This window comes from Candidatus Hydrogenedentota bacterium (assembly GCA_019637335.1).
Taxonomy (GTDB): domain Bacteria; phylum Hydrogenedentota; class Hydrogenedentia; order Hydrogenedentales; family JAEUWI01; genus JAEUWI01.
In genome coordinates, this window is record JAHBVV010000002.1 from 38,349 (window position 1) to 64,519 (window position 26,171).

The 26,171-nt window shown below is 65.1% G+C and carries 19 protein-coding genes; 12 read left to right on the forward strand and 7 right to left on the reverse strand.

What is annotated here, in order from left to right:
- Positions 1–433: 433 nt before the first annotated feature.
- Together KF886_03770 and KF886_03775 are read right to left on the reverse strand one after the other, a co-directional pair.
- Entirely contained in the window at positions 434–1,165 is a 732-nt protein-coding gene (locus KF886_03770; protein ID MBX3176454.1) for a hypothetical protein, read from the reverse strand.
- Between the two features lie 234 nt (positions 1,166–1,399).
- Positions 1,400–3,640 carry a hypothetical protein gene (locus KF886_03775; GenBank protein MBX3176455.1) on the reverse strand — a complete coding sequence of 747 codons (2,241 nt, stop codon included), beginning with the start codon at positions 3,638–3,640 and terminating at the stop codon, positions 1,400–1,402.
- Positions 3,641–3,784: 144 nt separating this feature from the next.
- On the opposite strand from KF886_03775, the gene mtnA reads away from it, so the two are divergent.
- From mtnA to recJ, 4 genes are all read left to right on the forward strand, one after another.
- Positions 3,785–4,855 carry an S-methyl-5-thioribose-1-phosphate isomerase gene (mtnA, locus tag KF886_03780; protein MBX3176456.1) on the forward strand — a complete coding sequence of 357 codons (1,071 nt, stop codon included), beginning with the start codon at positions 3,785–3,787 and terminating at the stop codon, positions 4,853–4,855.
- A gap of 2 nt (positions 4,856–4,857) precedes the next feature.
- Positions 4,858–6,942, forward strand: coding sequence for a hypothetical protein (locus KF886_03785; GenBank protein MBX3176457.1), 2,085 nt, complete (start codon positions 4,858–4,860; stop codon positions 6,940–6,942).
- Positions 6,943–7,046: 104 nt separating this feature from the next.
- A complete protein-coding gene (gene cmk / locus KF886_03790; GenBank protein MBX3176458.1) occupies positions 7,047–7,721 on the forward strand; it encodes a (d)CMP kinase in 675 nt (224 codons plus the stop codon).
- Complete coding sequence (gene recJ, locus KF886_03795; protein MBX3176459.1) at positions 7,718–9,418, forward strand: single-stranded-DNA-specific exonuclease RecJ; 1,701 nt, start codon at positions 7,718–7,720, stop codon at positions 9,416–9,418. The genes cmk and recJ overlap by 4 nt, the downstream gene beginning before the upstream one ends.
- On the opposite strand, the gene KF886_03800 is transcribed toward recJ, so the two are convergent.
- Entirely contained in the window at positions 9,379–9,849 is a 471-nt protein-coding gene (locus tag KF886_03800) for a hypothetical protein (GenBank protein ID MBX3176460.1), read from the reverse strand. The genes recJ and KF886_03800 overlap by 40 nt on opposite strands.
- A 218-nt stretch (positions 9,850–10,067) precedes the next feature.
- On the opposite strand from KF886_03800, the gene KF886_03805 reads away from it, so the two are divergent.
- Genes KF886_03805 through KF886_03820 form a run of 4 tightly spaced genes read left to right on the forward strand, consistent with a single transcriptional unit; the run spans position 10,068 to position 14,674 of the window.
- Complete coding sequence (locus KF886_03805) at positions 10,068–10,967, forward strand: ABC transporter ATP-binding protein (protein MBX3176461.1); 900 nt, start codon at positions 10,068–10,070, stop codon at positions 10,965–10,967.
- A 25-nt stretch (positions 10,968–10,992) separates the two neighbouring features.
- Positions 10,993–11,793 (forward strand): ABC transporter permease, encoded by an 801-nt coding sequence (locus KF886_03810; GenBank protein MBX3176462.1) that lies wholly within the window; start codon positions 10,993–10,995, stop codon positions 11,791–11,793.
- Complete coding sequence (locus KF886_03815) at positions 11,787–13,280, forward strand: VCBS repeat-containing protein (protein ID MBX3176463.1); 1,494 nt, start codon at positions 11,787–11,789, stop codon at positions 13,278–13,280. Before KF886_03810 ends, KF886_03815 begins: the two co-directional genes overlap by 7 nt.
- Positions 13,277–14,674, forward strand: coding sequence for a VCBS repeat-containing protein (locus KF886_03820; GenBank protein ID MBX3176464.1), 1,398 nt, complete (start codon positions 13,277–13,279; stop codon positions 14,672–14,674). The genes KF886_03815 and KF886_03820 overlap by 4 nt, the downstream gene beginning before the upstream one ends.
- Positions 14,675–14,706: 32 nt before the next feature.
- On the opposite strand, the gene KF886_03825 is transcribed toward KF886_03820, so the two are convergent.
- Together KF886_03825 and KF886_03830 are read right to left on the reverse strand one after the other, a co-directional pair.
- Positions 14,707–15,591, reverse strand: coding sequence for a hypothetical protein (locus tag KF886_03825; protein ID MBX3176465.1), 885 nt, complete (start codon positions 15,589–15,591; stop codon positions 14,707–14,709).
- A 24-nt stretch (positions 15,592–15,615) separates the two neighbouring features.
- Positions 15,616–16,545, reverse strand: coding sequence for a BON domain-containing protein (locus tag KF886_03830; GenBank protein MBX3176466.1), 930 nt, complete (start codon positions 16,543–16,545; stop codon positions 15,616–15,618).
- Positions 16,546–16,766: 221 nt separating this feature from the next.
- Here KF886_03830 and KF886_03835 point away from each other — a divergent pair, with 221 nt between their 5' ends.
- On the forward strand, positions 16,767–17,522 hold the full coding sequence (locus KF886_03835) for a DUF1080 domain-containing protein (GenBank protein ID MBX3176467.1): 756 nt from the start codon (positions 16,767–16,769) through the stop codon (positions 17,520–17,522).
- On the opposite strand, the gene KF886_03840 is transcribed toward KF886_03835, so the two are convergent.
- A complete protein-coding gene (locus KF886_03840) occupies positions 17,467–18,339 on the reverse strand; it encodes an ion transporter (protein MBX3176468.1) in 873 nt (290 codons plus the stop codon). The genes KF886_03835 and KF886_03840 overlap by 56 nt on opposite strands.
- A 482-nt stretch (positions 18,340–18,821) precedes the next feature.
- Here KF886_03840 and KF886_03845 point away from each other — a divergent pair, with 482 nt between their 5' ends.
- The 3 genes from KF886_03845 to KF886_03855 all read left to right on the forward strand — a co-directional run bounded on the left by KF886_03845 (position 18,822) and on the right by KF886_03855 (position 23,965).
- Positions 18,822–21,116: a DNA polymerase II gene (locus KF886_03845; GenBank protein ID MBX3176469.1), complete on the forward strand. Its 2,295-nt coding sequence runs from the start codon at positions 18,822–18,824 to the stop codon at positions 21,114–21,116.
- A 232-nt stretch (positions 21,117–21,348) separates the two neighbouring features.
- Entirely contained in the window at positions 21,349–23,142 is a 1,794-nt protein-coding gene (locus tag KF886_03850; GenBank protein MBX3176470.1) for a response regulator, read from the forward strand.
- Positions 23,135–23,965 (forward strand): hypothetical protein, encoded by an 831-nt coding sequence (locus KF886_03855; protein MBX3176471.1) that lies wholly within the window; start codon positions 23,135–23,137, stop codon positions 23,963–23,965. Before KF886_03850 ends, KF886_03855 begins: the two co-directional genes overlap by 8 nt.
- A gap of 1,381 nt (positions 23,966–25,346) precedes the next feature.
- On the opposite strand, the gene KF886_03860 is transcribed toward KF886_03855, so the two are convergent.
- Positions 25,347–26,117: a UDP-2,3-diacylglucosamine diphosphatase gene (locus tag KF886_03860; protein ID MBX3176472.1), complete on the reverse strand. Its 771-nt coding sequence runs from the start codon at positions 26,115–26,117 to the stop codon at positions 25,347–25,349.
- Positions 26,118–26,171: the final 54 nt, after the last annotated feature.

The following is a 26,171-nucleotide window of genomic DNA, read 5'->3' on the forward strand; positions in this document are numbered from 1 at the left end:
CATCCATGCCCTACAAGTTCCCACTTCGCACTTCCTGCCCCCAGGCATCGTCCGCCGCGCACCACAAAACCCGCGTCCCACCGCCACAGGCGTCGCCCTCGACCTTCCGAACGTCTCGTCGCGCCGTCCATGAGCCTCTCCTTTCTCGCCATTCCGCCGCATTCCCGAAAACTGCCATACCCGCAACCTAACACAAGCGCGCCGCCCGTCATTAGCCCGCCCCGGGCACGCGCCCCGCTGAACGCGACAAGGCTTTCATTGCGCCCAGGCGATACCCCTGGATACAGAGCCCCTGCGGTTCCGTCCCGGCCTCACGATAGGGCGCGGCGCTCCCGCCACGACGATACGAGCAACTCTGGTTATCGAGTTAGCCCAACTCAGAGGCAGGTAGTAGTTCGTAATAGATGGCTGTTCCTATTACTCCTCCTTTTGATTAATTGATGTCGAAAAAACCGCCTAACTCCAGTGCATTCAGATATATAGAAACACTAAGCTCTCGCCTGGGAAGCTCCCCTTCCTCGATCATCGCGTGATTTGCTGCCTGCAACTTCGCTAGCTCGTCCCGACTCAGGTTTCTAAGTCCTGGAATCGGAGTCGCGATCTGGCCAACCAGGGTAGGTTTAAGTGGATCGAAATGTTCGCCATTGACACTATCTAATTTGCCCAAAATTCTCTTGCAATAGTCAAAATACAAATCTACCTCCAATCGTAAGCCGGCCAATTCCCAGCTCAAGAGCAGCCCCACTATGTCATTAGGGTCCTTAGCGAGCCGATCGTCCGCTAACGCCGAAATTAAATCGAATTCCCCCCTATTCCACCTCTCGGTCAAATGATCAGATTGTGGCGTGGGCTCGGGGAAACCGCTCTCACTCAACTCGAATAGCCTTTGAAGAGATTCTGCTTTCTCCTCTACACTATAGTCATATTTGGCTAGTAATTTTGATAAATCTGGCGCATCAACAATCGCAATGTTTTGACCGGCCTGCGAATCACGAGGGCCAGAATCTGGTACTGACGTCTCGACTGCGTGGCCAGGCGCCGTTGAATCAGAGCTCGGTACGCGCACATCGGCTGTATCCGACCTGAAATACGGAATTGTTCCGAGCGCGATCAGCAACAAGAGGAACGCCAGCCCGATACCCAACTTCTTGTTTCTTCTATTCATTGTGGAAATTCCTCTGCCCAGTCTAGTAGTTCGCATCCGGGCCATGCTAATGCGATCAAGCGCATCCTACCAAACCATCTCCCGTACGTCATATAAAGAAATTCCGCCAATAACGACACAGAGCAGGGCAAACCCAGAGTCTAACAACAATGCGCGAGCGCCGAACTCTCTGGGCAAAATAGGTCCAGACAACGATTCCATCCTCCCCTTCCGAGCGCCCCCACACACGCCGCACTATTCCGCCCCAATCACCCAGGGCATCGGCGGGCCGTCGTAGGGGGGCGCGCCCTGGCCCGGCTGGATCGCGGGGGGCTCGAGGTGCGCGGGGTCGTCGGTGTCGGGCGGGAGGATCATCCCGTGGCAGCGGGCCATCCAGTAGGCGTCGAGCCAGCCGGAGGGATCGGCGACTTCGCGCCCGCCATGCCCCCCGCGCACGTCGAGCGAGGAGTCCGTCCATCGGATGGCCCCGCGGGAACGCGGCGAGTACGGCCGCCCGCGGCGCGCATAGGGGATGTAGCCGCGCGGCGGGAGGCGATCGGCGCGGTAGGAGTTGTCCCACGCATGGCTGACCAGGTCGAGGGGCCACTCGCGGAGATGCTTGACGGCCTGGGGGATCTCGCAGTCGTTGCCGGTGACGGCGCCGTAGATGAAGTTGAACCAGGGAATCTGCTCGATCCGCTCAATCTCGAAGCTGCGCTCCAGGCTGCGGCGGTAGTAGGATCGCAGGTAGGGGTCGGTCTCATACCGCAGCAGGGGGTAATACGTGAAAAAGGCCAGGCGGTCGTCGGAATCGAAGAGGTACGCCGGCGCCGTCAGCTTCTGGCGGATGACCTCGCGGTGGTAGCCGCGCCCGACCAGCTCCTCCAGCCCCGCCTCGAACTTCGGGTCGCCCGTCAGGTGGATGGCCGTGCGGAGGTAATTGAGCACCTCGAGCCCGTTCAGGCCCCGCGCGTGGCCGCCCCGCTCGCTCGCGAAGTATTCCGGGTCCCACCGCCCCCAGACCGTCGGCTCGCCGTCCAGATCCCGCAGGGACCACCCGCTGTCCATGATGTGCGACATGATCCGGTGGATGTGCTCGCGCACGAGCGCCTTCTCCCGATCATTCGCCACGCGATCGTGGAAGATACTCGCGTAGTAGAAATGCGCGTCGATCTCGTCGCTCGACGTGTCCCCCTTCCAGGCCCACTGGCCGTCCGGCGTCGGGTTCCACTCCGCGGGGAAACCCCCGGACCCGCCCTCGGCGCGGTGACCCGTTTCTCCCGCCGCCCAGAGCGATCGCGCGGGAAAGCCGGGAATCGGCGTGATCTCTTCCGACCACTTCAGCGCGTTGAACCCGGCCACCGCCTCGCGCCGCGCTTGCTCGTCGCCCGTCGCGGCGTATTTGAAGGCCTGCGCCGCCCAGTAATGCGTGCTCCAGCCCACGTCGTTGTCGCTGACTTCCCGGCGCCATTCCCCCGCCGCCTCGTTCCACTCCAGCTTGTGCACAAAGGCCATCCGCTTTTGGCCCCACGCCTCCAGGCGCCGCTCGTAGTAGGCGGCTTTCTTCCGCAGCGTCCACGGCTCATACCGCACGATGCCCAGGCCCTTGTTCGTGGCGATGTATACGGTGTCGTCCGACGCATGGATCGCGTTCACCCGGTCATCCGGCAGCCAGCGCGCCCCGGCGAAGTAGTGGAAGTCATCCTCCAGCACGCGCACCGCCCCGCGCGTCCCCGCCATCCAGAAGTCCCGCGCGAAGCCCGGCGCCAGCGCCACGCTCTCCTCGTAGGGCAGCCCGTCGGACCCGAGGATCTGCGTCGCCGCGCTCCCCCGCAGCACGCCCAGCCCCGCATGCGACGCCACGATCAACCGGCTCCCCACCGCGAGCACGTCCCGCAGGTCCTTCGAGGGAAACGCGCCGAAATCCACCACATCCCCGTGGCTATACGCGCGCCCGTCGAAGGTGAAGAGGCGGTCGTAGGCCAGGCAGTAAATCGTCTCCGCATAACTCGTGATCGCCTGGATCGGCCCCGGGCTTGCCTCCGCGCCCGGGATCGGCGCCAGGCCATCCCCCGCCACCCGGTACAGCGCCCCCGGCGACGCCACCACCAGTTCCCCCGCGTGCCGCACGATACCCACATAGCGCCCTTCCGCGATCCGGGTCCAGCGCGCGCCGTCAAAGCGGTGCAGCCCGGTCTTGGTCAACGTCCACAGCGCCCCGTCGATCACGCGCATCCGCTCGACATACTCCGCCGGCGCGCCCGGCGCCGGCTCGAAGCGATCGCCCGCGCCCACAATCCGAACGCCATCCCCGAAGCCGCCATAGACCGCGCCATCAAGTTCCGCCACCGCCCACACCGGCTTGTCCGACGGGATCTGCCGACCAACTTCCTGGAGGTACACCGAATCGCGCACCGGCGTCCAGTTCGGCGATTCCGCCGGTGCGACCACCGCGATGCAGACGATAAGAGCGCCGAATCCAATCCGTTTCCACATAATTCCCTCTTCTCAACCAGGGTAAGCCCGGCATGCGCAAGCCGTTAAACCTGAAAAGTGATAATTCTCGCAAACCGTCGCTTGTTTGTATTGGCGACCGCGTTAGGGTAGCATAGCCGTAATGCGAGGCAAAGGAGCAGCACCTTGCTTAGACCCGTTGTCTGGGAAAACAGAGCGCTTACCATCATCGAGCAGACCCGGCTGCCGGGCGAGCACCGCTTGGAGACGCTGCATTCGCTTGCCGCCGTGTGGAACGCGATCCAGACCCTCCAGGTGCGCGGTGCGCCCGCCATCGGCATATGCGCGGCGTTCGGCGTGCTCGTCGGCCTGATCGAGCGCGCCCCGGCATCCCTCGCGCCGGCCCGGGCCGCCGTGGAGGAAATCGCGGACTACCTCGCCTCTTCCCGCCCCACCGCGGTGAACCTGTTCTGGGCGCTCGACCGCATGCGCGCGGTAAGCCGCGCCGTGGATCCCGCCGCGACGCCCGCGGCGTTCTTTGATCGCCTGGAAACGGAGGCGGAAGCCATACTCGCCGAAGATCTGGAGACCGGCCGCCGCATCGGGGAAGCGGGCGCGAACCTGGTCCGCGAGGGCGCCGGAATCCTGACCCACTGCAACGCGGGCGCGCTAGCAACCGGCGGCGAGGGAACCGCGCTCGCCCCCCTGTACCACGCGAAAGAAGCGGGCCGTCAATTCCACGTGTACGCGGATGAAACACGCCCCCTCCTCCAGGGCGCGCGGCTGACCGCCTGGGAGCTCCAGCAGAACGGCATCGACGTGACGCTCATCTGCGACAGCATGGCCGCGGTGCTGATGCGGGAAGGCAAGATCGATCTGGTGATCGTGGGGGCCGACCGCGTGGCCATGAACGGCGACGCCGCGAACAAGATCGGGACCTACGGGCTCGCCGTAATCGCGCGCGCACACAACCTCCCCTTCTATGTGGCCATCCCCTCAAGCACGCTCGATCCCGCGCTGGCGGACGGTTCGGGAATCCCCATCGAGCAGCGGGCCCCGGAGGAGATCACGCACTGGCGCGGGGAGCGCCTGGCGCCCGAAGGCGTCGCGGTCTACAATCCCGCGTTTGATGTAACACCCGCCGGCATGATTTCTGGCATCATAACCGAGTACGGCCTGATCCAACCGCCCTACGAAATCAACCTGAAACGGTGTGTGCGGCTGGCGCAACCGGCGCCAGGAACCCCGGCGGCCTGACGATGTACGAACGCCTCGCAAACTATGTGATAGGACTGCCCCCCGATCAGATTGCGGCCCTTTATCTCGAAGATGTCGCCATCTGCGCGGCGTGGTACGAGTCGCATGAGGAAGATCAGGAGATTCAGGAGCGGTTCGCCGGCCTCCGGCAGGCCTTCGACGAATGGGTGAAGAACGTGGAGGCCCCGCGCACCGACACCATGGGCTACCGGCAGCAGCCCCTGGTGCGGAAGCTCATCAAGGAACTCTCCGAAGGCGATATCGCCCGCTTGCAGCGCGACGAGCTCGATCTCCTCTATTTCGCCGCCGGCCTCGCGCGCCGCTCCGGCAAGCTGCACATCTTCCGGCGCGTACTCTCCTGTCTTGCGCCCTTCATGCGCGAGATTGAGCAGGCCCGCCGGAAGAAAGCGCTTGAGCCGGGCTGCCCCGCCCTGGGCCGCCGCCTCGCCGTCATCACCGAAGACGATCTGCGCGCCGCCGAGGCGCGGGACGTCCGCACCTTCGGCGGACTCAGCGTGCCAATCCGCGGCCCGGTATACATGCGCGAAGGCGATATCCGCGTCATGACGGATGTGCCATCGGGATGCACCGTGGTCGTGGATCAGGGCAGTTGCCACGTGCGCGGCAGCGTCCTCGGAAATGTCGCCGCCACCGTGGGCTGTGAAATTCTGGACAACATCGGCGGCGTCGTCGTGGCCCGCCGCGGCAGCGTGTGCGCCAAAGACATCGTGAACCAGGCGATCGTCGTTTCGAAGGAAGCCAGCGTCCGCGCGAAATCCGCCCAGAGCCCGAAGATGATCTTCGCCAGCCGCGAAATCGAGATCGCGGGCGACGTCGTCCAGGGCCGATGCCTGGCCCGCAAGCTGCTCGTCGAAGGCAAGTACGAAGGGGGCGACATCTTCGCGACAGAGTGGGCCGAAGCCCGAAACTTCATCAACTCCGACAACCACCGGCTCCGCATCTGCCTCGTCCGCGGCCTGTCCTGTCAGGATTATGGCGAGGTGCTGTCCCTCGAAGCCGGCAAGCTGCACAACTCGGCCATGAAGCTGCGCCAGCGCCTCACGAGCCTGGAGGAATTGATCGAAATGACGGAGCGGGAGGCCGACGACTTCGCCGGCAACGTGCTCCTCTATATCCTCGGCGAGGGCGATGCGCAGGACCGGATCCAGGAAATCCAGCGCTTGCGGCGCCGCCAGTCGGTCCTCGAACGCCTGATCGCCGGCGGGCGCGCGATCATGGCCGCGGCCGAAGACCGGATCAATCTTATGAGCACCATGAAGCAGGAATTCGTGGACGCCGCCTCCTCCTCCAATGAAGAGCAGGCGACCCTCGACGATCTCCGCCGGGAACTCGCGATGCTCGCCACCGAGGGAAGCATCGACCCGGAACTCGAAAAGGACAAGGAAGAAATCCTCTATCTCGGGCGAAAACTCCAGCGCAAGGGCCTCGAACTTCAGGGGGTGGAACAGGTCCTCACCCGGCTGGTGGAGAAATGCGGCGAACTGGAGGAGAAAAACAAGGAACTTCGCGGCGTCATCAGCCGCGAGGAAGACGCCATCGAGAAGACCGTCGTCCGCGCCGCCCTGATCGAGCGCGCCAAGGCCGAGTGCTCCCGCGTGGAAATGCTCAAGCAACTGCTCGCCGCCGCGCGCAAGCGCCCGAACATGGACGTCTTCCGGCAGCGCTCCAACGATCGCTACGTCCGCCTGTTGCAGCGGGTCATGGAAAACCGCCTCTCCCGCATGGCCGGGTATCTCGTCGCGGCCAAGGAAGTCCAGTTGCGCATCGAGCAGTTGCGGGAAAAGCTCTGGAACGAATACACCGTCTCGCTCCCGGATCATGTCCTGCGCGGCTGGGCCGTGGGCGGCGCAAGAATTCGCGGCTGTTTCTCCCCCGGCGTGCTGATTTGCGCCTGGCGCCACCTCCTCGACGACGATGCCGGAACGCCCCGCGGGCGCATCCTCACCGACAGCGACGCCGAAAACATGCGCAAAACCTACGTGCGAACCGAGCAGAGCACCATCGAGCTCGCGGGACCGCCCGAACCGCACGAATCGCACGATTCCGGCGACGAAATCCGGGTATAGCCGCCGCGCGCCGTTGAGCCGCCCGGCGAACGCGTGATATCATGCGCCCGTTGCGGGGTCCTCCCGCACCGCCATTGTCCATCGGAAAGGGACCCAAGCACACGATGAGTGACGCAACGCAGATCGTGGCCATCGACGGGCCGGCCGGCGCGGGAAAAAGCACCACCGCCAAGGCCGTCGCGCGCATCCTGGGATTCGCCTTTCTGGACACCGGCGCCATGTACCGGGCCGCGACCTGGTGGGCCCTCGATCAAGGCGTCGACCTGGACGACCCCGCCGCGATCGCCGCGCACACCGCCCGCATGAACCTCGAAATGGCGGAGACCGACAACGGACAGATTGTGCGCGTAAATGGCGCGGACGTCAGCGACGCCATCCGCTCCCCCGAGATAACCCGCCTCATCTACAAGCTCGACCAGAACTCGGAAGTGCGGGCCCAGCTGGTGGCGCTGCAGCGGCGCTTCGGCGAACAGCAACCGACCGTCGCCGAGGGCCGCGATATCGGCACCGTCGTCTTTCCCCGGGCGCGCTGCAAGATCTTTCTCGACGCATCGCTCGACACCCGCACCGAACGCCGCGCGCGACAGCTGGAAGAAAAAGGCCTGGCGGCCGACCGGGAAAAACTGCGCGCGGAACTTAATGAGCGCGACGAACAAAGCCGGAATCGCGCTGACTCCCCGTTGCGCCAGGCGGACGACGCAATCCGCGTGGACACCACGTCAATGACCTTCGACGAGGCCGTGGACGCGATCGCGGCGCTCGCGAGAAAGGCCCTGTGAACCCGCTCGGCGTCAGGCGCGTCTGGAATATCGCGCCGCAGGACAACGCGCACGCGCAGGAACTCGCGCGGGCGCTCGAAATCCCGCCCATCGTCGCGCAACTGCTCGCGCAGCGCGGGCTGAGCATGCCCGATGACGCCCGCGGCTTCCTGAGCCCCGCGCTCTCCCAGCTCACCGATCCCATGCGCCTCACCGGCATGCGCGAGGCCGTCGAGCGCATTACGCAGGCCCGGGATCGGGACGAGCAGGTCCTGGTGTTTGGCGACTACGACGTGGACGGGATCAGCGGCGCCGCAATCCTCGTGAACGGCCTGCGCCGTTTCGGCCTGACCCGGGTGCGCTACGGCATGCCCAAGCGACTTACGGAAGGCTACGGCATCGACCTCGATCACGTGGACGAGGCGGCGGCCCAGGGCGTTTCACTGATTGTAACCGTCGACAACGGCATCAGCGCGCACGCCGCCGCGGACCACGCCCGGGCCCGCGGCATCGACCTCATTATCACCGATCACCACGCCATCGAAAACGGGCTGCCGGACGCCCTGGCGGTCATCAACCCGCAGCGCGAGCCGGAAGACTACCCCGGGCGGCACCTGTGCGGCGCGGGCGTCGCCTTCAAGCTCTCCACGGCCCTGAACGGAACGCCGAACGACCTGGACATCGCCGCCCTCGGCACCGTGGCCGATATCGTGCCGCTGGTGGGGGAGAACCGGACCATCGTCGCGCTTGGCCTCAGGCACATGGCCCGCCACCAGCGCAACGGCATCGCGAAGCTCGCCCAGGTCGCCGGCATCGATCTCGCCGGCATCAGCTCCGTGGACATCGGCTTCCAGATCGGGCCGCGGATTAACGCGGCGGGACGCCTCGACGACGGGCTCGCGGCGCTTGAACTCCTGCTCACCGAATGCCCCAACCAGGCCGCCGAAATCGCGCGCATGCTGAACGAGGCGAACGCCGAGCGGCGCTCCATTGAAAAGGACATCTACGACGAAGCCGTCGAAGAGCTGGAAGCCTGTTTCCAGCCGGCGCAACGCGGCATCGTGGTCGCGCGGGAAGGCTGGCACCCCGGCGTCATCGGTATCGTCGCCTCCAAACTCCAGGGCCGCTACCACCGGCCGGTCGTGGTCATTGCCGGAGGCGAAGACGGGACTGGTCGCGGGTCCGCGCGCGCGAATGGCGGCTTCGATATGGTGCGCGCGTTTCGCGGCTGCCAGGATCACCTGGTGAAATTCGGGGGCCACCAGTCGGCGGCCGGTTTCACCATTGCGCTGGAACGCGTCCAGGCCTTCGCGGAGGCCTTCGAGGCCGAAGCGCAGGCCCAGCTTGGAACCGGCGATATCCTGTCCCCCATGGACGTCGATCTCATCGCGGCCTTCAGTGAAATCGACGCGGCGCTCCTCCACGCCCTCGCGAAACTGGAGCCCCTCGGCCACGGCAACCCCGCCCCGGTCTTCTGCACCCTCGGCGTCGAAGCCGTCGCATCATCCGCCCGCATCCTCAAGGATCAGCATCTGAAAATCACGTTCCGGCAGGACGGGCGCAGCTTCCAGGCCATCGGCTTCAACATGGCCGAACGTTTCTACACCGAGGATCTCTCCGGGCCGGTCGACATCGCCTACACGCCGCAGTTCAATTCCTGGCGCGGCGAGACGGCTATTCAGTTGCTCCTGAAGGATATCAGGCCCGCCGCCGTTTGAACGGTGGAGGGGCCGGGCGGGGCAGACGCGGCGCCGGCGGATTCCCGCCCGGAATACAGCGGCCGCGCATCCACCTGCTGAAAGCGCCAGTCGTGCACGCCGCGGCCCAGCCGGACGGGGCCTTCGATCCGCTCTATGGTGTACCCCTCGGCTTCGATCTCGGCGCGCACCCAGTAATTCCCCGGGCGCGAGACAATGGCGGAGTACACCGCCCGGGGCGGCAAGGGTTGCGACAGACGGTTTTCGGCGGTCGCGAGATCGGCTTCCGAAGTGCCGATGGCGAGAAACGTCACAGGCTCCCGAGATTCATTTTCGAGGTGCAGCCGGGTAAAAGTCTGGGGATCCTGCGATGAAGAGCACCCGATAACCAGGGGAAAGACGCCCGACACCAAAAGCAATGCGACAGGACGCCGCAAAGGCTTCAACCACATTCCAAATTCCTCCATGCGCGCTGCCGTGTAAGAAGGTATTATAGCGAAGCCATCCCGAAAAGTATATAGCCAATTCGGCACAGATAGCGCCATAATGGAACCAAATGGCAACTATTGGGAGGCTTTGAACGGATGGACGCCGACACCCGCCGGCGCGAGCCCGCCGTGCTCGTATCGCGGCCTGCATCGCGTCGCGCATTCATGATAGACTTCGGCCCATGCCACCCTGTGTCGTGTTCAACAATGTCTCGAAGTTCTACGGCCCGCACTTCGCGGTCGGCGGCTTTTCGCTGGAAATTGCGCCCGGCGAGACCGTCGGTCTTCTGGGCCCGAACGGCGCGGGAAAAAGCACGATTCTCTATATGCTCACCGGCCTCGTACGGCCAACTTCGGGCACGATTTCTCTTTTCGGGAAGGATATCCGGAGGAACTTTGTCAGCGTGGCCCGCCGCATGGGCGCGCTGGTGGAGCGGCCCGCGTTCTACGAATACCTGACCGTCCGGCGCAACCTGAAGATTCACGCCAGCCTGTGCGGTCGGGAGGTGAACCTCGATCGGGCGCTGGATCTGGCCAACATGCTGGAATACGCGTCGGAAAAGGCCGGGACGCTCTCCCACGGCCTCCGGCAGCGCCTGGGGCTTGCCCTGGCGATGCTCTCCGAGCCGGAACTGCTGATTCTGGACGAGCCGACGTCGGGCCTCGATCCGGAAGCCACCCAGGACATCTTAACGCTGTTGCGCCGGCTGGGGGAGGAATCGCGGGTAACGATTCTCTTCTCGAGCCACCTCATGCACGAGGTGGAGACGCTTTGCAGCCGCGTCGCGATCATCAACAAGGGGCGTCTCGTATCGTGCGAAGAAACGGCGTCGCTCATCTCGTATGATCGCACGCAGGTGGAAGTCCTCGTGGAAGGGGCGGAAAACGCGGCGCGGCGCCTGCAGGATCAGCCATGGGTCGTCTCGGCGGCCTCCCGCCAGGGGCGGCTTCACGTGCACCTGCGGGATGAAAACGTACATCAACTGAACAGCTTTCTGCTCCACGCGGGCTACCAGGTGTCCGGGGTCATCCCCCGGCGGCGAACCCTGCAGGATTACTTCCTGAAGGTGCTCAACTCCTGATGGCGATACCTGGACGGGAGACGACGTGTCCATTGCAGGCCGCATAGCGCTACTGTACCGGCTGGAGATCATGAAAGCCTTCCGGCGCCGCCAGTCCTGGATTGGCCCCGGATTGCTGGTCGCGGTCATCCTGCTTGCGCCGCTGGTGCATCCCATCACGCGAGACGGGACGGGCGACTACAGCTTCATCGCCTATGTTACCCCGCTGAGCCTGAATCTACTCGGTTACCTGATGCTGCTGGCCTTCAGCGCGGCGCTGGTCGTTTCCGAGACCGAGCGGGGCGTGGCCCGGGGCGTCCTCGTGCGGCCGGTGCGCCGGAGCGAGTTCATCGTGGCGAAGCTCCTGACCGCCTTCAGTTACGCGGCCTTGCTGACGGCCCTCACCGGCGCGGCGAGTTGGGGCGTGGCGGCGCTCCGGGGCGACCTTCTCGGGGTGCACCTGGGAGGCGAGTTGGTTTATACCGGCGACGCGATGATCGCCGCCTATGCCGGGGGCGCGCTGCTGTCGCTCTTGCCGCAGTGGGCGGGGGCAAGCCTGGCCATCCTGTTTTCCACCGCCGCCCGGGGGACGGGAACGGCGGTCAGCCTGAGCCTGGGGACCTGGATCGCGATCGACCTCGTCAAGTATCCGCTGGGTATCGCGCCTTTTGTGTTTACGACCTACCTGGACGCCCCCTGGCAGGTCTTCGCGCACCGCGGCGACGCCCTGGAATACCCGTGGTTTCCCATGGCCTGGCAGTGCGCGCTGAGCTCGGCTCCGGTCATCGCGGCCTCCGCGGCCCTCTCTTTGTATATCTTCAACCGGCGGAACCTCGGCTCATGTTGATCGTGTACGCCCTCCTTGCCGCCGGGCCGATCACGTTTCACGATCAGCCGCTCCCGGGGATTCGCATCGGCCCGCCCACCCCGTTCACGGGCCGTCCCGCCACGAACTTCCTGCACGCGGATCTCGATGGCGACGGCGAGGTGGAGATCATTCTCCCGGGCGCCATCTGGTTTCAGGAGCGCGGGCGCTATCCCGAGGAACTCCGGCGCGCGTGGCCCGGCAGCGCGAGCGAGGGCGAAGCCGATGTGGCGGGCCGGGAAGTGTTCCTTCGCACGCCCAACCACCTGTTCGTTTACACGTGGGCGGACGAGGGCTGGCGCGAGTCCATCGACCAGCCCCTGGACTGGCCCGGCGTGCACCCGCCGGCCGCCGGTCCGCCGGGCCCATCCCGGCGGCTCTTCCGGCGCTTCGCGCACGACCTCGACGGGGATGGAATTCCGGAACTCGTGGACCTGGACAGCACGGGGGTGCATGTATTTCAGCGGCGCGGCGATCGCTACGAACCCGCCGGCCTGCTGCCCGTCTTGCCCGCCGCCACGCCCGCGCCCTCCGCCACGCAGGCCATTTGGCCCGAGACGGCGCGCCGCATTGTTTTGCCGGACGAGTCGCTCTCTTGCCGGCTGCTGATTGCCGGCTCCGTTATTGACGTGCTCTCCGCAACACCGGAACGGAGCGGCTACCGGCAGTATCGCCGCGAACGTATCCAGATCGAGCCGGGGCCGGAAGGCGGCTACACCGCCGGCCGGCGCACTTCCTCCACCTCGGGCACGCTGCCCCCGCACGTGCGCCCGTGCTATTTGAACCAGGACACGGTTCCGGATTATGCGGGGGGGCGCTGGGACGTTTCGGGCGGTTCCGCCGTGCCGATCCCCATATACGAGACGTGGGCAAGCACGGACGGCGGGGAAACCTTTCACATTGAGCGGGCCCCGGCGTTTCAACACGCGCGGCCGCTGTGCAGTTTTGTGGATTTCGATGGGGATGGCGCGATGGATCTTGTCACGGAGTCCACGCCCTTCTATGCGCGGGGGGCCCGCGAGACGTTCAACCGCTATCTGACCGAGTCGCGGCTGCAACACCTGGTCCATATTCGCCGCCAGGATGCGGGTTCCTTTTCCGGCGGCCCCGTGTTAACCCACGCGGTCACCATCGAACTTGGGGCCCCCCCGATATCGGGCGGAAAGATGCTCGATCGTTACCGCGCGGGCCAGATTGTGAATATCACCGGCGACTTCAACGGGGACGGCTGTCTCGATCTCGCCGCGCGCACCTCCGCCACGTCGCTGGAGGTGTTTCTGGCGCGGGGTTGGGAGGGCTTTCACACCAACGCGGCCGCCACGATCGCCATCCCGGAGCACGGCGACTTTTCGGTGGCGGATATCAACGGTAACGGGCGAGCCGACGTGCTCGTGTCCTGGGAACCCGATCCGGGATCGGGCGAGGCGCCGGAGGTGGTCGCGTACTTCACCGGGCCGGCGCCGCCATGACGGCCGCGCTGCTGATCTGGGCGGGCCTGGCGAGTTGCGGGCTCTTCGACGTCCAGGCGATCCCCTGGACCCCGGGGGCTTCGCTGTGCTTCCCGGCGGACACCAATCTCGACGGCACCGCCGAGGTGCTTGTGCTCGATGGCCACCGGCTTCGCGCATATCGGGCGGGCCTCGCCGAACCCCTCTTCGAGATCGATCTGCCGCCGGGCGCCGGCCCGATAGACGTGGCCGACATTGACCTGGACGGCGTGGCGGACCTGCTGGCCGTCCGCGGCGACGCCGTGCTGGCCATTGCGCTTGGGGCCGGCGGCGCGGATCCGCCGCGCGAATTGTTTCGCCTGGAGAACCAATACAGCCACTCCGCCGGCGCGCCTTTTCCCAGCGTGCTCGCGGTCGATCTCGAACATGCGCCGCGCATTGCCCTGCCGCGCTCCGGCACACTGGAAATCCGGAGCCCATCCGGGGTGCTGGAAGAGTCGTACCCGATCGATCTGGACCAGCCGCAGCGTTTCGGATTGGGGCGTCCCTTCAGTTACTGGTCCAGCCAGCATGCACAGGCCGGCCCGCCGGACGCACTGGAAATCCGGGTAAGCAGCGCGGTGGCCTTCCGGGCTCCAGAGCGCGGCGACGGGGCCATCCGGGAGTTTGATACGCCGGATATGCGGGTGGGAACGCCACGGCAGGTATCGGAAGCCGGCGCGCGGCCCCCGGAACAGTGGCCGTGGTTTTCCGTGGGAACAGCGGATTCGGGCGACGAGCACCGCGCGCTTTACAGCGGGTCGGGCGTCACCGGGGACACGTCCACCATTCGCATACGCACCGCAAACGCGGCGTCCGGGGAAGTGCGAGTCGGGCCGGCCCGGCGCTACCCGGGAACCCTCTTGATCCGCGAGGACAGCACGGTTGACATCGATGGCGATGGCTTCACGGATATCCTGCTCTGGAAGGCGAAGACACCGGGGATTTCGGCGGATTCCCTGGCGCGTGCCGCCAGCGAGCGCACCTGGCCCATCCGCGTCACGGCCCACCGCTACCTTCCGGAGAAACAGCGCTACTCCCCCACGCCCTCGGGACACATCACGATCGACGCGCCCATCGCCTGGTGGCTGGCGCCGTCGCGATTCGGGCCGCTGCGCGACGTGATCCTGCGCGATTTTGACGGCGACGGCGCCACGGATTTCGGGTGCCTTACGGCGAGCGACACGCTTTCGGTCTGGACGTCGGAAGACGGCGCCTTCCGGGGCGGCCCGCGGTTCAAACGCCGCTTTCCCGCGCCGGTGGAACGGATCCATTTCGAAATCGATCTGGAGGGTTCGGGCCGGAGCACGCTGGCGCTGGAGTGCGGCCGGACGTTGTACCTGTTGCGTCCCCGCGCCGCGCAGGCCGACTTCTGAAAACGATCCGCGGGGGCGCTCTCCCGGGCGCGTTACAGCGGCTCGACCCGGTTGAGACGCCGCTTCAAATCGTTGGTGAGGGCCTCGGCCTCGGCGCCGCGATCCTGCTTTCGGTACAGCGCGGTAAGCCGGAGCGCCGCCAGCCGCACCAGGGCCTCCGCGCTCTCGGCGTCCATATCGCCCGCCTGCCCGCGCACCGCCCCGAGGACATCGTTGAACGTTCGCTCGGCCGCGGCCAGATCCCCGGTGCGCTCCTGAACCTGGCCCAGCAACAGTTGCAGCTTGAGGGCCGCCGCGCCCATCGGTGGCTGGCTGTCCAGCAGATCGGCCAGCCGATCCCGGGCTTCCTCGTCGCGCCCGGCCTGCACGAGCACTTGCGCCGCCGTGACTTTGATCTCGGCGGCCAGGACGGGTTCCGGTGCGAGCGAGGCCGCCCGATCGAGGCTTTCCATTGCGCGCTCGTAGTCCGGTTCGGCGAGCTGCGCGTAGAGCTGCCCCTGCGCCTCGAGGAGTATCGCCTGCTGATCGGGCGTCGCGGGCTCGGCCAGCGCCTGCTCGATCATCGCGAGGCCGGCCTCGGCGGATAGGCTGTTGAGGGCCGCCCGGGCGGTCTCTCCCGCGGGCCCGCCGCGCACGGGGTCACCGTCCGGGCCCGACAGGGATTTCACGTCAAGCGGGCCGCCCGATTCCCGGTCCTCCGCGCGTTGCGCAATGCCACCCTCGGGATCGGCCGTGGTGGGGCGCTTGCTGCTGGTCAGCAGGATGGCGTTTTCGCGGGTCGTTCCGGGTTTCGCGGTGAATCGCTGGCCCTGGTCGAAATCCGTGAATCCGCTGTCCCGCAGATAGGCTACGATCAGGATGACGAGGATCGAGCCGACCAGAATGGAAACAACGATGAGGGTGTTCTTGGACGACATGGCGCTACCCGCCGGCCGGCCGAATCAGGGATCCGCGAGCGGCCGCTTTTCCACGCCAGGCGTGGACCCAGTCAGAAAATCATCCTCAAGCGGCTCCGAACCCACAATCGCGGGCTCCGGCGCGCCCCGGCCGACGGGATCGTCCCAATCGGTTTCCGGCTCCACCACTTCCCCGCCTTCGCGAACAATGATGTTGTTTCGGACTTCGACCACGCCGCGGATGCTGTCCGCAATCTGGCCCGCCAATTCCTTTTTTTCCTCGGAGTTGACACTGCCGTTGAGGAAGCAGATCCCGTCGTCCACCTCCACGCGCAACTCGCGAATGCTCAGATGGCGGTTCAGGCGTATCGTGGTGGCGACCCGGGATTCGATCCACTCGTCGGCGATGTTTCTTCCCGTGCCGCGCACGATATCGTAGGCTTCCTCTTTCTTGTGAACGGTCAGGTTGTTGACTACATCGGCCACGCCGCGTGTTTCCTCGGCAACACGGACCATCGCCTCGGCGTGCGCTTCGGTTGGCACGACGCCGGAGAGGGTAATCACACTGTTGATCGCGGTAATGCCGATCCGCAGGCCCTTGAACTCGCCCTCCAGCAGCATTCTCGATTTCACCGCGGCGGACAGGGCGCGATCGGCCGCCCGCTCGCGCCAGGTCCGCCGTTCCTTTTCGCCGATAACCGTGTTAATCACGACCAGCCGGTTGTCAACGAACACCACGCCGCGGACGCCGAGCGCCAGATCCTCGGCCAGCTGCTTCTGGATCTCGTCGTTCACGCTTCCGCTGAGCATCACGTGGCCGTTGTTCGTCGTGGTGATGATATTGAACGGGTTGAGATGCTCGTTCAGCAGGTACAGCCCGTTAATCTGGGTCGTGATCGCGCTGTCCGTAATGCCGGTTACAATCTGCTCGCCGGGGGCGCCCAGCAAAGACGCCAGAACTACCAGTACCGCCATGAAATTACCATCCTCGGGTTCACGTAGCCGCCGGCGACCGCTTTCCGCCGACGACCTACATTATAGGGCTCCGCGCGATTTCTTACAAGACGGCGTCCGCGAGGCCAAATTCCGCCCGATATTAAAGGCCGAATTCGCCAAGAAGGTTCCAACACACCGGGCTTCCGGGCTGTGCTATCCTTCCGGCTGACGATCTGGACGCGCAGCGGAGGGATATATTCATGAAGCATGACCGCCATCGCGGACGCTGGGCCGCCGCGGCCGCAATAACGGGTTTGGCGCTTGGCGCCCTTTTTCTCTGGCGGGTGCTCCCGTCCGGCGGGCCGGTCCCGGAGGGCGTTCCCACGGCGCCGCCGGCCGGGGAGGGCTGGCTCAATCTCCTGGACGCGGCGCACGCGGGCGGCTGGCGCAATATCACGGATGACGCGACCATTTTTGAGATCCAGGATGGAACGCTGCACATTTTCGGCAAGAGCTTCTACCCGTTGCGTTATGTCGCCTGGGAGACGGAACGCCTCGCCGATTTCGAACTTCACCTCGAATACAGGGTGGCCCGGCGCGCGAACAGCGGGGTGTTTCTGCGCGCGCAGCCCAACGATCCGGTGCATCGCGGTTTTGAGGTCCAGGTGCTGGATGATTTCGGGTCCGCGCCGCACAAACGCGGCGCGGGCGGGATCTACGACGTGGTTACGCCGATGTTCAACCTGGCGCGCCCGGCGGGCGAATGGAACAGCTTCGACATCCGGGTGGCGGGCCCTCATGTGACGGTGCGGCACAACGGGTGGCTTGTGGTGCAGGCCGATCTCTCGCAAATGACCGAGCCGCTGGGCAAATTCGAGATCCCGTTCGCGGAATTGCCGGGCGAGGGGCTTCTCATGCTGCAAGACCACGGCGGGGCCGTCTGGTACCGGAACATCTTTATCAGGAAGCTGCCGGGGGTGGCGTCTGGCTCAGTTTTTCCTCCAGCAGCAGATTAAGCTCCTTGCTCAACCGGGCGATCCGGGCGTCGAGGGATTCGGACTCGCCCTCGCCGCCGTGCCGCTTGAGTTCCTGGTTGTGCACTTCCTGATAGTTGTTCAGGACCGCGCCAACGACGAGGTTGATGAGCAGGAAGGTGCTGAGCATGATCCAGGAAACGTGGTATACGGTGACTATCCAGTAATTGCCGTGCGGAAGCCCGTCGTAGCGCAGGTCGGTCCAGTCTTCGCAGGTGAGCGAACGAAACAGGGAGAAAAATGCTTCGTGCAGGGTGCCGTACTCCATGGGCTGTCCCTTGCCGAAGAGCTCGACGCCGAGGACGGCGTAGAGGTAGAAGCAGATGGACATCAGCACGGCGATATAGAGCATGGAGGAGAGGGAACGGATCAACACCGATACGATGAGGCGCAGTTCCGCGAGGCCGTCCACGAGGCGGAGCACCCGAAATACGCGGAGCACGCGGAGCAGTGTGGCGAAGGTGGAAATATTGGGCAGGAAGGCCGAACCGACGACGATTATGTCGAAAATGTTCCATCCGCTGGTGAAGAATTCTCGCAGGCCCTTACGGGCGTAGAATTTGAGGGCCAGTTCGGCGACAAATATCCAGATACAAACCCATTCGATGGCCTTGAATACCGGCAGCCGGTGGTAGGTGGAGGCCCCGATCAACATCGCGTTCAGCAGGATAACGCCGAGGATGATCCGGCCGAACAGCGGGCTGTTTATGAACGCTTTCAGCCGCGATTGTCCGCCGCTATCCTGGCTGCCGTTGGAACAGGGGTACTCGTCGTTCTGGTTGAGATCGAGGGCGTTCATTCGATTTCTCCGGGGTAATAGGACGGCTATCGGGACTGCTGAACAGGTGGGCGGTATGGCTGCGTCGGGTGGCCTGCAACACCCGATCACGCGGCGCGCGATGCACGACGCGGTAGTGTATCAAAAGTGCTGGAAAACAAAAAAACGCGGCAAAGCCAGAGGCGCGTGGGGGCGAGGTAAGGGGGCGTGATCGTGAGGCGCGCGGTGTTGGGATTGCGCTTTTTTTCGGCCAATGTCCCGGTCGTGTTGGCGTATGGCGGGTGTTGGGTCAGGCAAGGATGCCCAACCTCCTTTGACGCCGCTCGTTTGAGGGGCTGTTGGAGGATTGGGCTTGTGCCGCCGCGGAGTGCCCGGGATCCTTGCGCGCCGTTGGCGCGGTGGACAGCCGGGACGGCTATCCTACATTTGCGCCTTTCGGCGCTGAATACAGCCTGGACACCCGCCGTGGCGGCGGGTGCGGGCGTTGGGGCACAATGTCGCGCATGAGTTCCCCCCCATGTACGGCCTTTATTCTGACGCGCGAGGAGATTGACGCGCCGCGCGGCATCATCTTGCGGTATTGGGCGACGAGCGCGGGCGGGCCGGTGCTGCTGGAGTTTACGGGGCAGGAAGCGGTTTTCTTTGCGCCGCGCGATGTGGAGGTCCCGGGGGGGCGCCGCAGCCCGCTGGCCCTTCGCACCTTGGATGGCCGCCCGGTGGACGGGCTGTATTTTCGGTCGATCCGGGCGTTGCGGCGCGCGCGGGAGGCCTTGCGGGACACGGGCCTGGCGTGCGAAAGTGACATTCGCCCGGCGGACCGGTTTCTCATGGAGCGCTTCATTACGGGGCCGGTTCGGATCACGGGCGAACCCATCGCGCGGACCGGATACCGGCTGTATGTCAATCCCGCGATAGAGGCGGCGCCCCAGGAAACTCCGGCATTCCGGGTGGCGTCGCTGGACATTGAAACCGAAGGTCTGGACGGGGCGCTGTATTCGATTGCGGTTCGCTGCGGGGACGAATCGGCGGTGTTCCTGGTGGGTTCGGGGCCGGATGCGGGCGCGCTCCGATTCCTGCCGGACGAGCGCGCCGCTATCCGGGCGTGGCTCGATTGGATGGCCTGGGCGGATCCGGATTTGATTGCGGGGTGGAATGTGGTGGCGTTCGACCTGCGCTTTCTGGCGGACCGTTGCAAGCGGATTGGATTGGCGTTCGCGCTGGGGCGCGATGGCGCACACGCGCGCGTGTATCCCGGGCAGCGGGCGCGGCAGCCGGCCCGTGCGGACATTCCGGGGCGGGTGGCGATCGACGGGATCCCGGCATTGCGGACCGCGGGCTACCATTTCGAGGACTTCAGCCTGGAGGCGGTTGGGCAGGCGCTGCTGGGCCGCGGCAAGCTCATCGGGCCGGAAACGGACCGGGCGGCGGAGATCACGCGGCTGTATGAATGCGATCCGGCGGCGCTGGCGGCCTACAACCTCGAGGATTGCGACCTGGTGCTTGATCTGTTCGCGCACACGGGGCTGATCCCGTTCCTGGCGACGCGGGCGGCGCTCACGGGGCTGGCGCTGGACCGGATGCCGGGATCGATCGCGGCGTTTGAATACCAGTACCTGCCGCGCCTGCACCGGCGGGGTTATGTGGCGCCGGATGTGCAGCCGCACCCGGAGGCGAATCCGAATCCGGGCGGCTACGTGCTGGATTCGACGCCGGGCCTTTTTGACAACGTGCTGGTGTTCGATTTCAAGAGCCTGTACCCGAGCATCATCCGGACCTTTCACATCGATCCGCTTGCGCTGCGGCAGCCGGGCCCGGATCCGCTTCCGGGCTTCCACGGGGGATCCTTTTCGCGCGAGGAGACGATCCTGGGCGGGCTAATCGAGACGCTCTGGTCGGCGCGGGAGGAGGCGAAGCGCCGGGGCGACCATTCGCTGAACCTGGCGACGAAGATCCTGATGAACGCGTTTTACGGTGTGCTGGGGACGCCGGCCTGCCGCTTCTACGATCCGAAGCTGGCGGCCTCGATTACGCGGCGGAGCCACGAGATTATGCTCCGGACGCGCGATCGCATTGAACAGGAGGGCCACCCGGTGATCTATGGGGATACGGACAGCCTGTTCGTGGCGCTTGGCGGCGGCTACAGCGAGGCGTCGGCACTGGCGCGGGGGCGCGAACTGGCGCCGGCGATTAACGCCTGGTGGCGGGAGATTATCGCGCGGGAGTTTCGGGTTCCGTCGTTCCTGGAGCTGGAATTCGAGACGTGCTACCTGAAATTCCTGATGCCGACGATCCGGGGATCGAGCGAGGGGACGAAGAAGCGGTACGCGGGGCTGCGGCGGGCTTCGGACGGGACGCTGGATGTGACGTTTCGCGGGCTGGAGAGCGTGCGGTCCGACTGGACGCCGCTGGCGCGGAACTTTCAGCGGGCGCTTTACCGGAAGGTGTTTCTCGGGGAGCCGTGGGAGGACTACGTTTACCGGACGGCGCGGGATTTGCTGGCGGGACGTCTGGACGGCGAGCTGGTGTACCGCAAGCGCCTGCGGAAGGGCCTTGAGGAATACACGCGAAACGTCCCGCCGCAGGTGCAGGCGGCGCGGAAGATCCCGGGGTTTTCGGGGAGCGTGGTGCACTATGTGATCACGGTGCACGGTCCGGAGCCTTCGCAATTGCGCGATAGCCCGATCGACTACGCGCACTATCTGGATCACCAGCTTGCTCCGGTGGCCGACGCGATCCTGGGATTTCTCGGGTCGAGCTTCACGCGGGTTGCGGATCCGCAGCTCTGGTTTCCGGAGTAGGGTTTTCGTCTTTCTTGAGGTCGCATCGCGAGTGTCTTACATGGCATACTTGGGCGGGCGATGGATGTATGGGGGGAACGCTCTATCCGCGCCATTCAGATCCGCACCGCCGTGACCACCAGTAATGACGCGCCGGTGGCCCTGTGTACCGTTCAGGGCCGAACCGCGCCCGAGGACCGTTCCGCACCATGCCGTATTTCGCCTCGCCCTCCCGCAGGTTGGGCCCGCCCCGATGAAGCCCCAAGAATCCACGCGCGCGGAGACGCCCGACCTGCCGTCGATCCGGCTTCGCGTACTTGAGCACATTATCTGGGCCTGGGGCGTGATGGGCGGGCTAATTGTGTTTGTTGTGTCGCTGGACGACGCCATGAACGGCCGCTACCGGGCGGCGATTTTTTATGCGGTTTCATACGTGTTTGTGCTGGTCTGCCTGGCTCCACGGTATCTTCCGTACCGATGGCGGTGCAGCGTTGCGCTGGCAATGATGTATGCGGTTGGCACGCACGAGGTTCTGTTTTACGGAATCGAGAGTACGGGCACGGTTTTTTACTATGCGCTCGTAGTGTTCACCGCGATTCTTCTGGGCGCGCGGGCCGCCGCGGGCGTTACGCTTTTCGCCATCGGGAGCCTGTGCGGGATATCGTATTACTATGAGGTCAGCCGCGCCGCGGGGGATGCGTGGCCCAGCTTTCTTACGCATGTCCACCGCGATTGTCTTCCGGATCTGGCCTGCCTGATATTTCTTTCGACCATCTCGATCACCTTCCTCGCGCAACTGCTCCGGAGCCTTGAGGAGAGCCTGGATTCGTCGCGCCATTACCTGGCGGAGATGGCGCGGGACCGAAATCACCTCATCCGCACGATCGAACAGCGGGATCAGGCGGAGCGGCAGCTTCGCCAGGCGCAGAAGATGGAGGCGGTGGGGCAGCTTGCGGGCGGTATCGCGCATAATTTCAACAACCTGCTTCAGGTGATCAGCGCGCATGCGGATCTGCTTCTGAAATCGCTCCCGCCCGATTCGGAGGAGCAGATGCAGGCGGGGGAAGTGCGGCGCGCTTCGGAGCGGGCGGCGATGCTGACGCGGCAGTTGCTGGCCTACAGCCGGCAGCAGGTGATGGCTCCGGAGTACCTCGATTTGAACGCGCTGGCGGGCGATTTTTTGCGGCTGCTTGTGCGGGTGATTCCCGAGAGTGTCCGGATCAAGTTTGAGCCGGGTCCGGAGGTCGGGACCGTCCACGCGGATCCGGGCCAGATCGAGCAGGTGCTGATGAACCTGTGTCTCAACGCGCGGGATGCGATGCCTTCGGGGGGCGACCTGACGATCGCGACGGAGTGTGTGGAGTTGAAGGCGGCGGAACTCGGGGAATACCGGGATCTGGCTCCGGGCCGTTATGTCGTGCTTCGGGTATCGGATACGGGCCGGGGTATTTCGGAGGCGGATCGGGAGCGGATATTTGAGCCGTTCTTCACGACCAAGGAGTTCGGGCAGGGCACGGGGCTGGGGCTGGCGATGGCGGACGGGATTGTCCGGCAGCACCATGGGGCGATCGGGATCGCGAGCGGTGAGGGCGCGGGCAGCACGTTCCGCGTATACCTTCCCCAGGTGGACCACGCGCCGCGCCCGCGCACGGTTGAGCCGCTCCGTTCCAGCGGGATCGGCCGTGAAACGATTCTGATTGCGGAGGACGACGACGCGGTTCGCGAGCTTATTGTGAACGTGGTGCGGGGCGCGGGCTATACGGTTTTTGCGGCGGCGAATGGCCGGGAAGCGGTGTCGCTGTTTGAGGCGCACCGGGAGGCGATTGACCTCCTGCTTTTTGATGTTGTGATGCCGGAGATGGGCGGCCGCGAGGCGTGCGCCGCGATCCGCGCGATGGATCCGGAGATGCGTGTGCTGTACATGAGCGGCTACGCGCCGGATGGCCTGGATGAGCGGCTGGACCTTCGCGGAGGCACGGGGTTTATCCAGAAGCCGTACCGCACGCAGCAATTGCTGGAGCGGATGCGGGAAATGCTCGATGCGTGATGCGCGGGCGGCGGTGCTGTTGCTTGCGGCGGTGATCGGGGGCGCGGCGCGGGCCGGGGAGCCGGTGGTGGCGGTGCATATGGTTGAGGGCCCGCACCAGCCGGGTCCCGTGGCGATCGAGGTGGTCGCGCCGGATGTGCTGGCGCCCGATGTGCGCTATCCGGTGTTGTACCTGCTTCCGGTGGAGCCGGGAACCGGGGAGAAGTATGGCAGCGGCATACGGGAAGCGGCGCGGGGCGATCTGGCGAACCGGCACGGGGTAATTTGCGTGGCTCCGGCGTTTGCGGCAACGCCGTGGTACGGGGATCACCCGAGCGATCCCGGATTGCGGCAGGAGAGCCACTTCATTGAGACGGTTTTGCCGTGGGTGGAAGCCCACTATCCGGCGGAGCCTTCGCGGGGCGGGCGCTATCTTCTGGGGTTCAGCAAATCGGGCAATGGGGCGTTCATGCTGCTGCTCCGACACCCGGATCTTTTTGAGCGGGCGCTGGCGTGGGATGCGCCGGTCGGGAAGATGCGGCCCGATCAGTTTGGGATGCTTGCGGTGTTCGGCACGGATGCGCATTTTGACGGGTATGCGATCCCGCGCCTTCTCGCGCCGCGCGCGGCGATGCTCCGCGAGGGCGGGCCCCGGTTTGTGTTGATGCCGGACCGGCAGGGCGATCATGGGATGGAAATGGTGCGGTATTTGATGGTGGCGCTGGGGATTCCGCACGGGTACGCGGAAACGGATGGCTGCCGGCATCATTGGGAGAGCGGTTGGGTGGCGCGGGCGGTGGAACTGTTGCTGGAAGGTGTGGGGGTGGCGCCGGGGCGGGAGTGATTTTTGGGTTTTTCTGCGGGTACAGTCTTTCATGACGCTGCGCGTCACCCTGAGGTGATGAATTACGGCGCCTGACTGTTGGCGCTCTACTGGAGTCTCGCACGCTCAAGCCTTCGCGGCGAAGCCGCGGAGCTTGAACGTGGCGCCCGTGGCTCCCTTTGAAATCTCGGGGGCGGGTACAGTCCCCCGCGAGTTGAGGGTGGTTTGGGGCGCTTTCGCGGCGTGGGTGGTTTTTGTCGCGGGCTCCAGTCCCCTTGGGGGCGACGGGACAGCCGCGCCGGTTGGCGGTGTTGTGGGTTGGTTGGGCTCGCTTTGGGTCGCGTGTGGGCTGTTGGTACCCGGGGTGATGGGGCGCCGCAGTCCCTGGGGCGGGTGCGCGTGGGACGTTTTTCTGCGGGTACAGGCACCCGCGATTCTGGGGTGGTTTGGGGCGCTTTCGCGGCTGGGGTGGTTTTGATAAAGGGCCAGTCCCCTGGCAGCGCCCACTTGATTTGAAGGAGTGGGGCGCTTTCGCGGCTGGGGTGGTTGGCGTCGCGGGAGCCAGTCCCCCTGGCGGCGCCCGCGATTTGGGGGGGGTGGGGCGCTTTCGCGGCTGGGGTGGTTTGCGTCGCGGGAGCCAGTCCCCCTGGCGGCGCCCGCGATTTGGGGGGGTGGGGCGCTTTCGCGGCTGGGGTGGATTGCGTTGCAATCCGTGGACAGCCGGGACGGCTATCCTACATTGCAGTTGTGGTTATAGAAGGTTGTCCGGCGCCGGACTTATGCGGGTGATTGGCGGTTTTAACCTTGGGTCAGACAATCGACGCGCGGGGGTGTCTGGCAGTATCGTGGTGCGGAATAGCCGGCATACGCCCAGTGGTAATCCGCCAGTACAGAGCCCGCGTCTGAACGTTGTAAGGGGACGAGGTGGCAAACGCGATCGAAGTTCCCCGTCAATCACCTATTAATTGGGATGGGGCGTTGCTGTTTTTTTAGGCTTTAGGCTTTAGGCTGGAGGCTATAGGGCACGGTCAAGCTACCGCGCGGCTGGGGCCGCGCCGCTTGGCCGTGGCACACCCGGAGGGGGGCGGGGGTATTTGACAGTTGACAGTTGACAGTTGACAGTTGACAGTTGACAGTTGACAGTTGACAGTTGACAGTTGACAGTTGACAGTTGACAGCAGGGACAGCAGGGACAGCAGGGACAGCAGGGACAGCAGGGACAGCAGGGACAGCAGGGACAGCAGGGACGGCTGGGACGGCTGGGACGGCTGGGACGGCTGGGCCGGCTGGGGAGGTTGGGAGGGCTGGGTGGCTGGGTGGCTGGGAGGGTTGGGGCGGTTGGTGTGGGCTGGGTGGGCTGGGTGGCTGGGACGGCTGGGAGGGTTCTGTGGTGTGGTTTTCGCTATTTGAGGCCGGTTACGTCTACGCCGGGGCCTTCGATGTATTGTTGGAAGTGTTGTCCGTCCCAGATGGTGTGGCTTCGGTGATCGAGCCAGTCTCCGGTATTGATATATAGGCCTTCGCCGGTGGGGGTGGCGATGGTTTCGAAGGCGGGGGCGTGGGCGTGCCCGCAGAAGACGACGTCGGCTTCGCCGCGCTGTAGGACGCCGGTGGCGTAGCGGCGGAGGGAGGTGGCTTCGGGTCCGGTGTAGGGGTTTTTCGTGCCGAGGTAGGTGCGGCTTCCGTGGCTTACGCCCCGGGCGATGGCCATGGCCCAGTCGGGGTGGATGCAGCGAAAGGCGCCGATGACGAATGGATTGCGGGCAATTCTTTTGTAGGCGCGGTAGCGCCAGTCTTCGGGGTTGATGCCATCGCCGTGGACGAGGCGGGCGCGCAATTCGCCGAATTGGTGTTCCATGGCGTCGGGATGGATGTTGAATCCGAGTTCATCGCGCAGAAAGCGCCCCCCCCAGAAGTCGTGGTTGCCGCAGACGAGGTGGAGGGCGACGCCGGCATCCCGGAGGCTGGCGAATGCGCGGAGCACGTCGAAGAAATCGGAGAAGATGACGTTTCGGTATTCGAACCAGAAGTCGAAGAGGTCGCCGAGGCAGATGACGCACTCGAATTCATCGGGGGAGAAGCGGTGGAGGAAGTCGACGAATTCCTGGTGTCGGGGCCGGTCTTCGGGGATGGCTTTGAGGTGTACGTCGCTGAAAATGAGTGTTTTTTTCACGCGGCGCACATCCTTTGACCTTCGTTGGCGAATTGCGGCGGAGCCAGGGCGAAT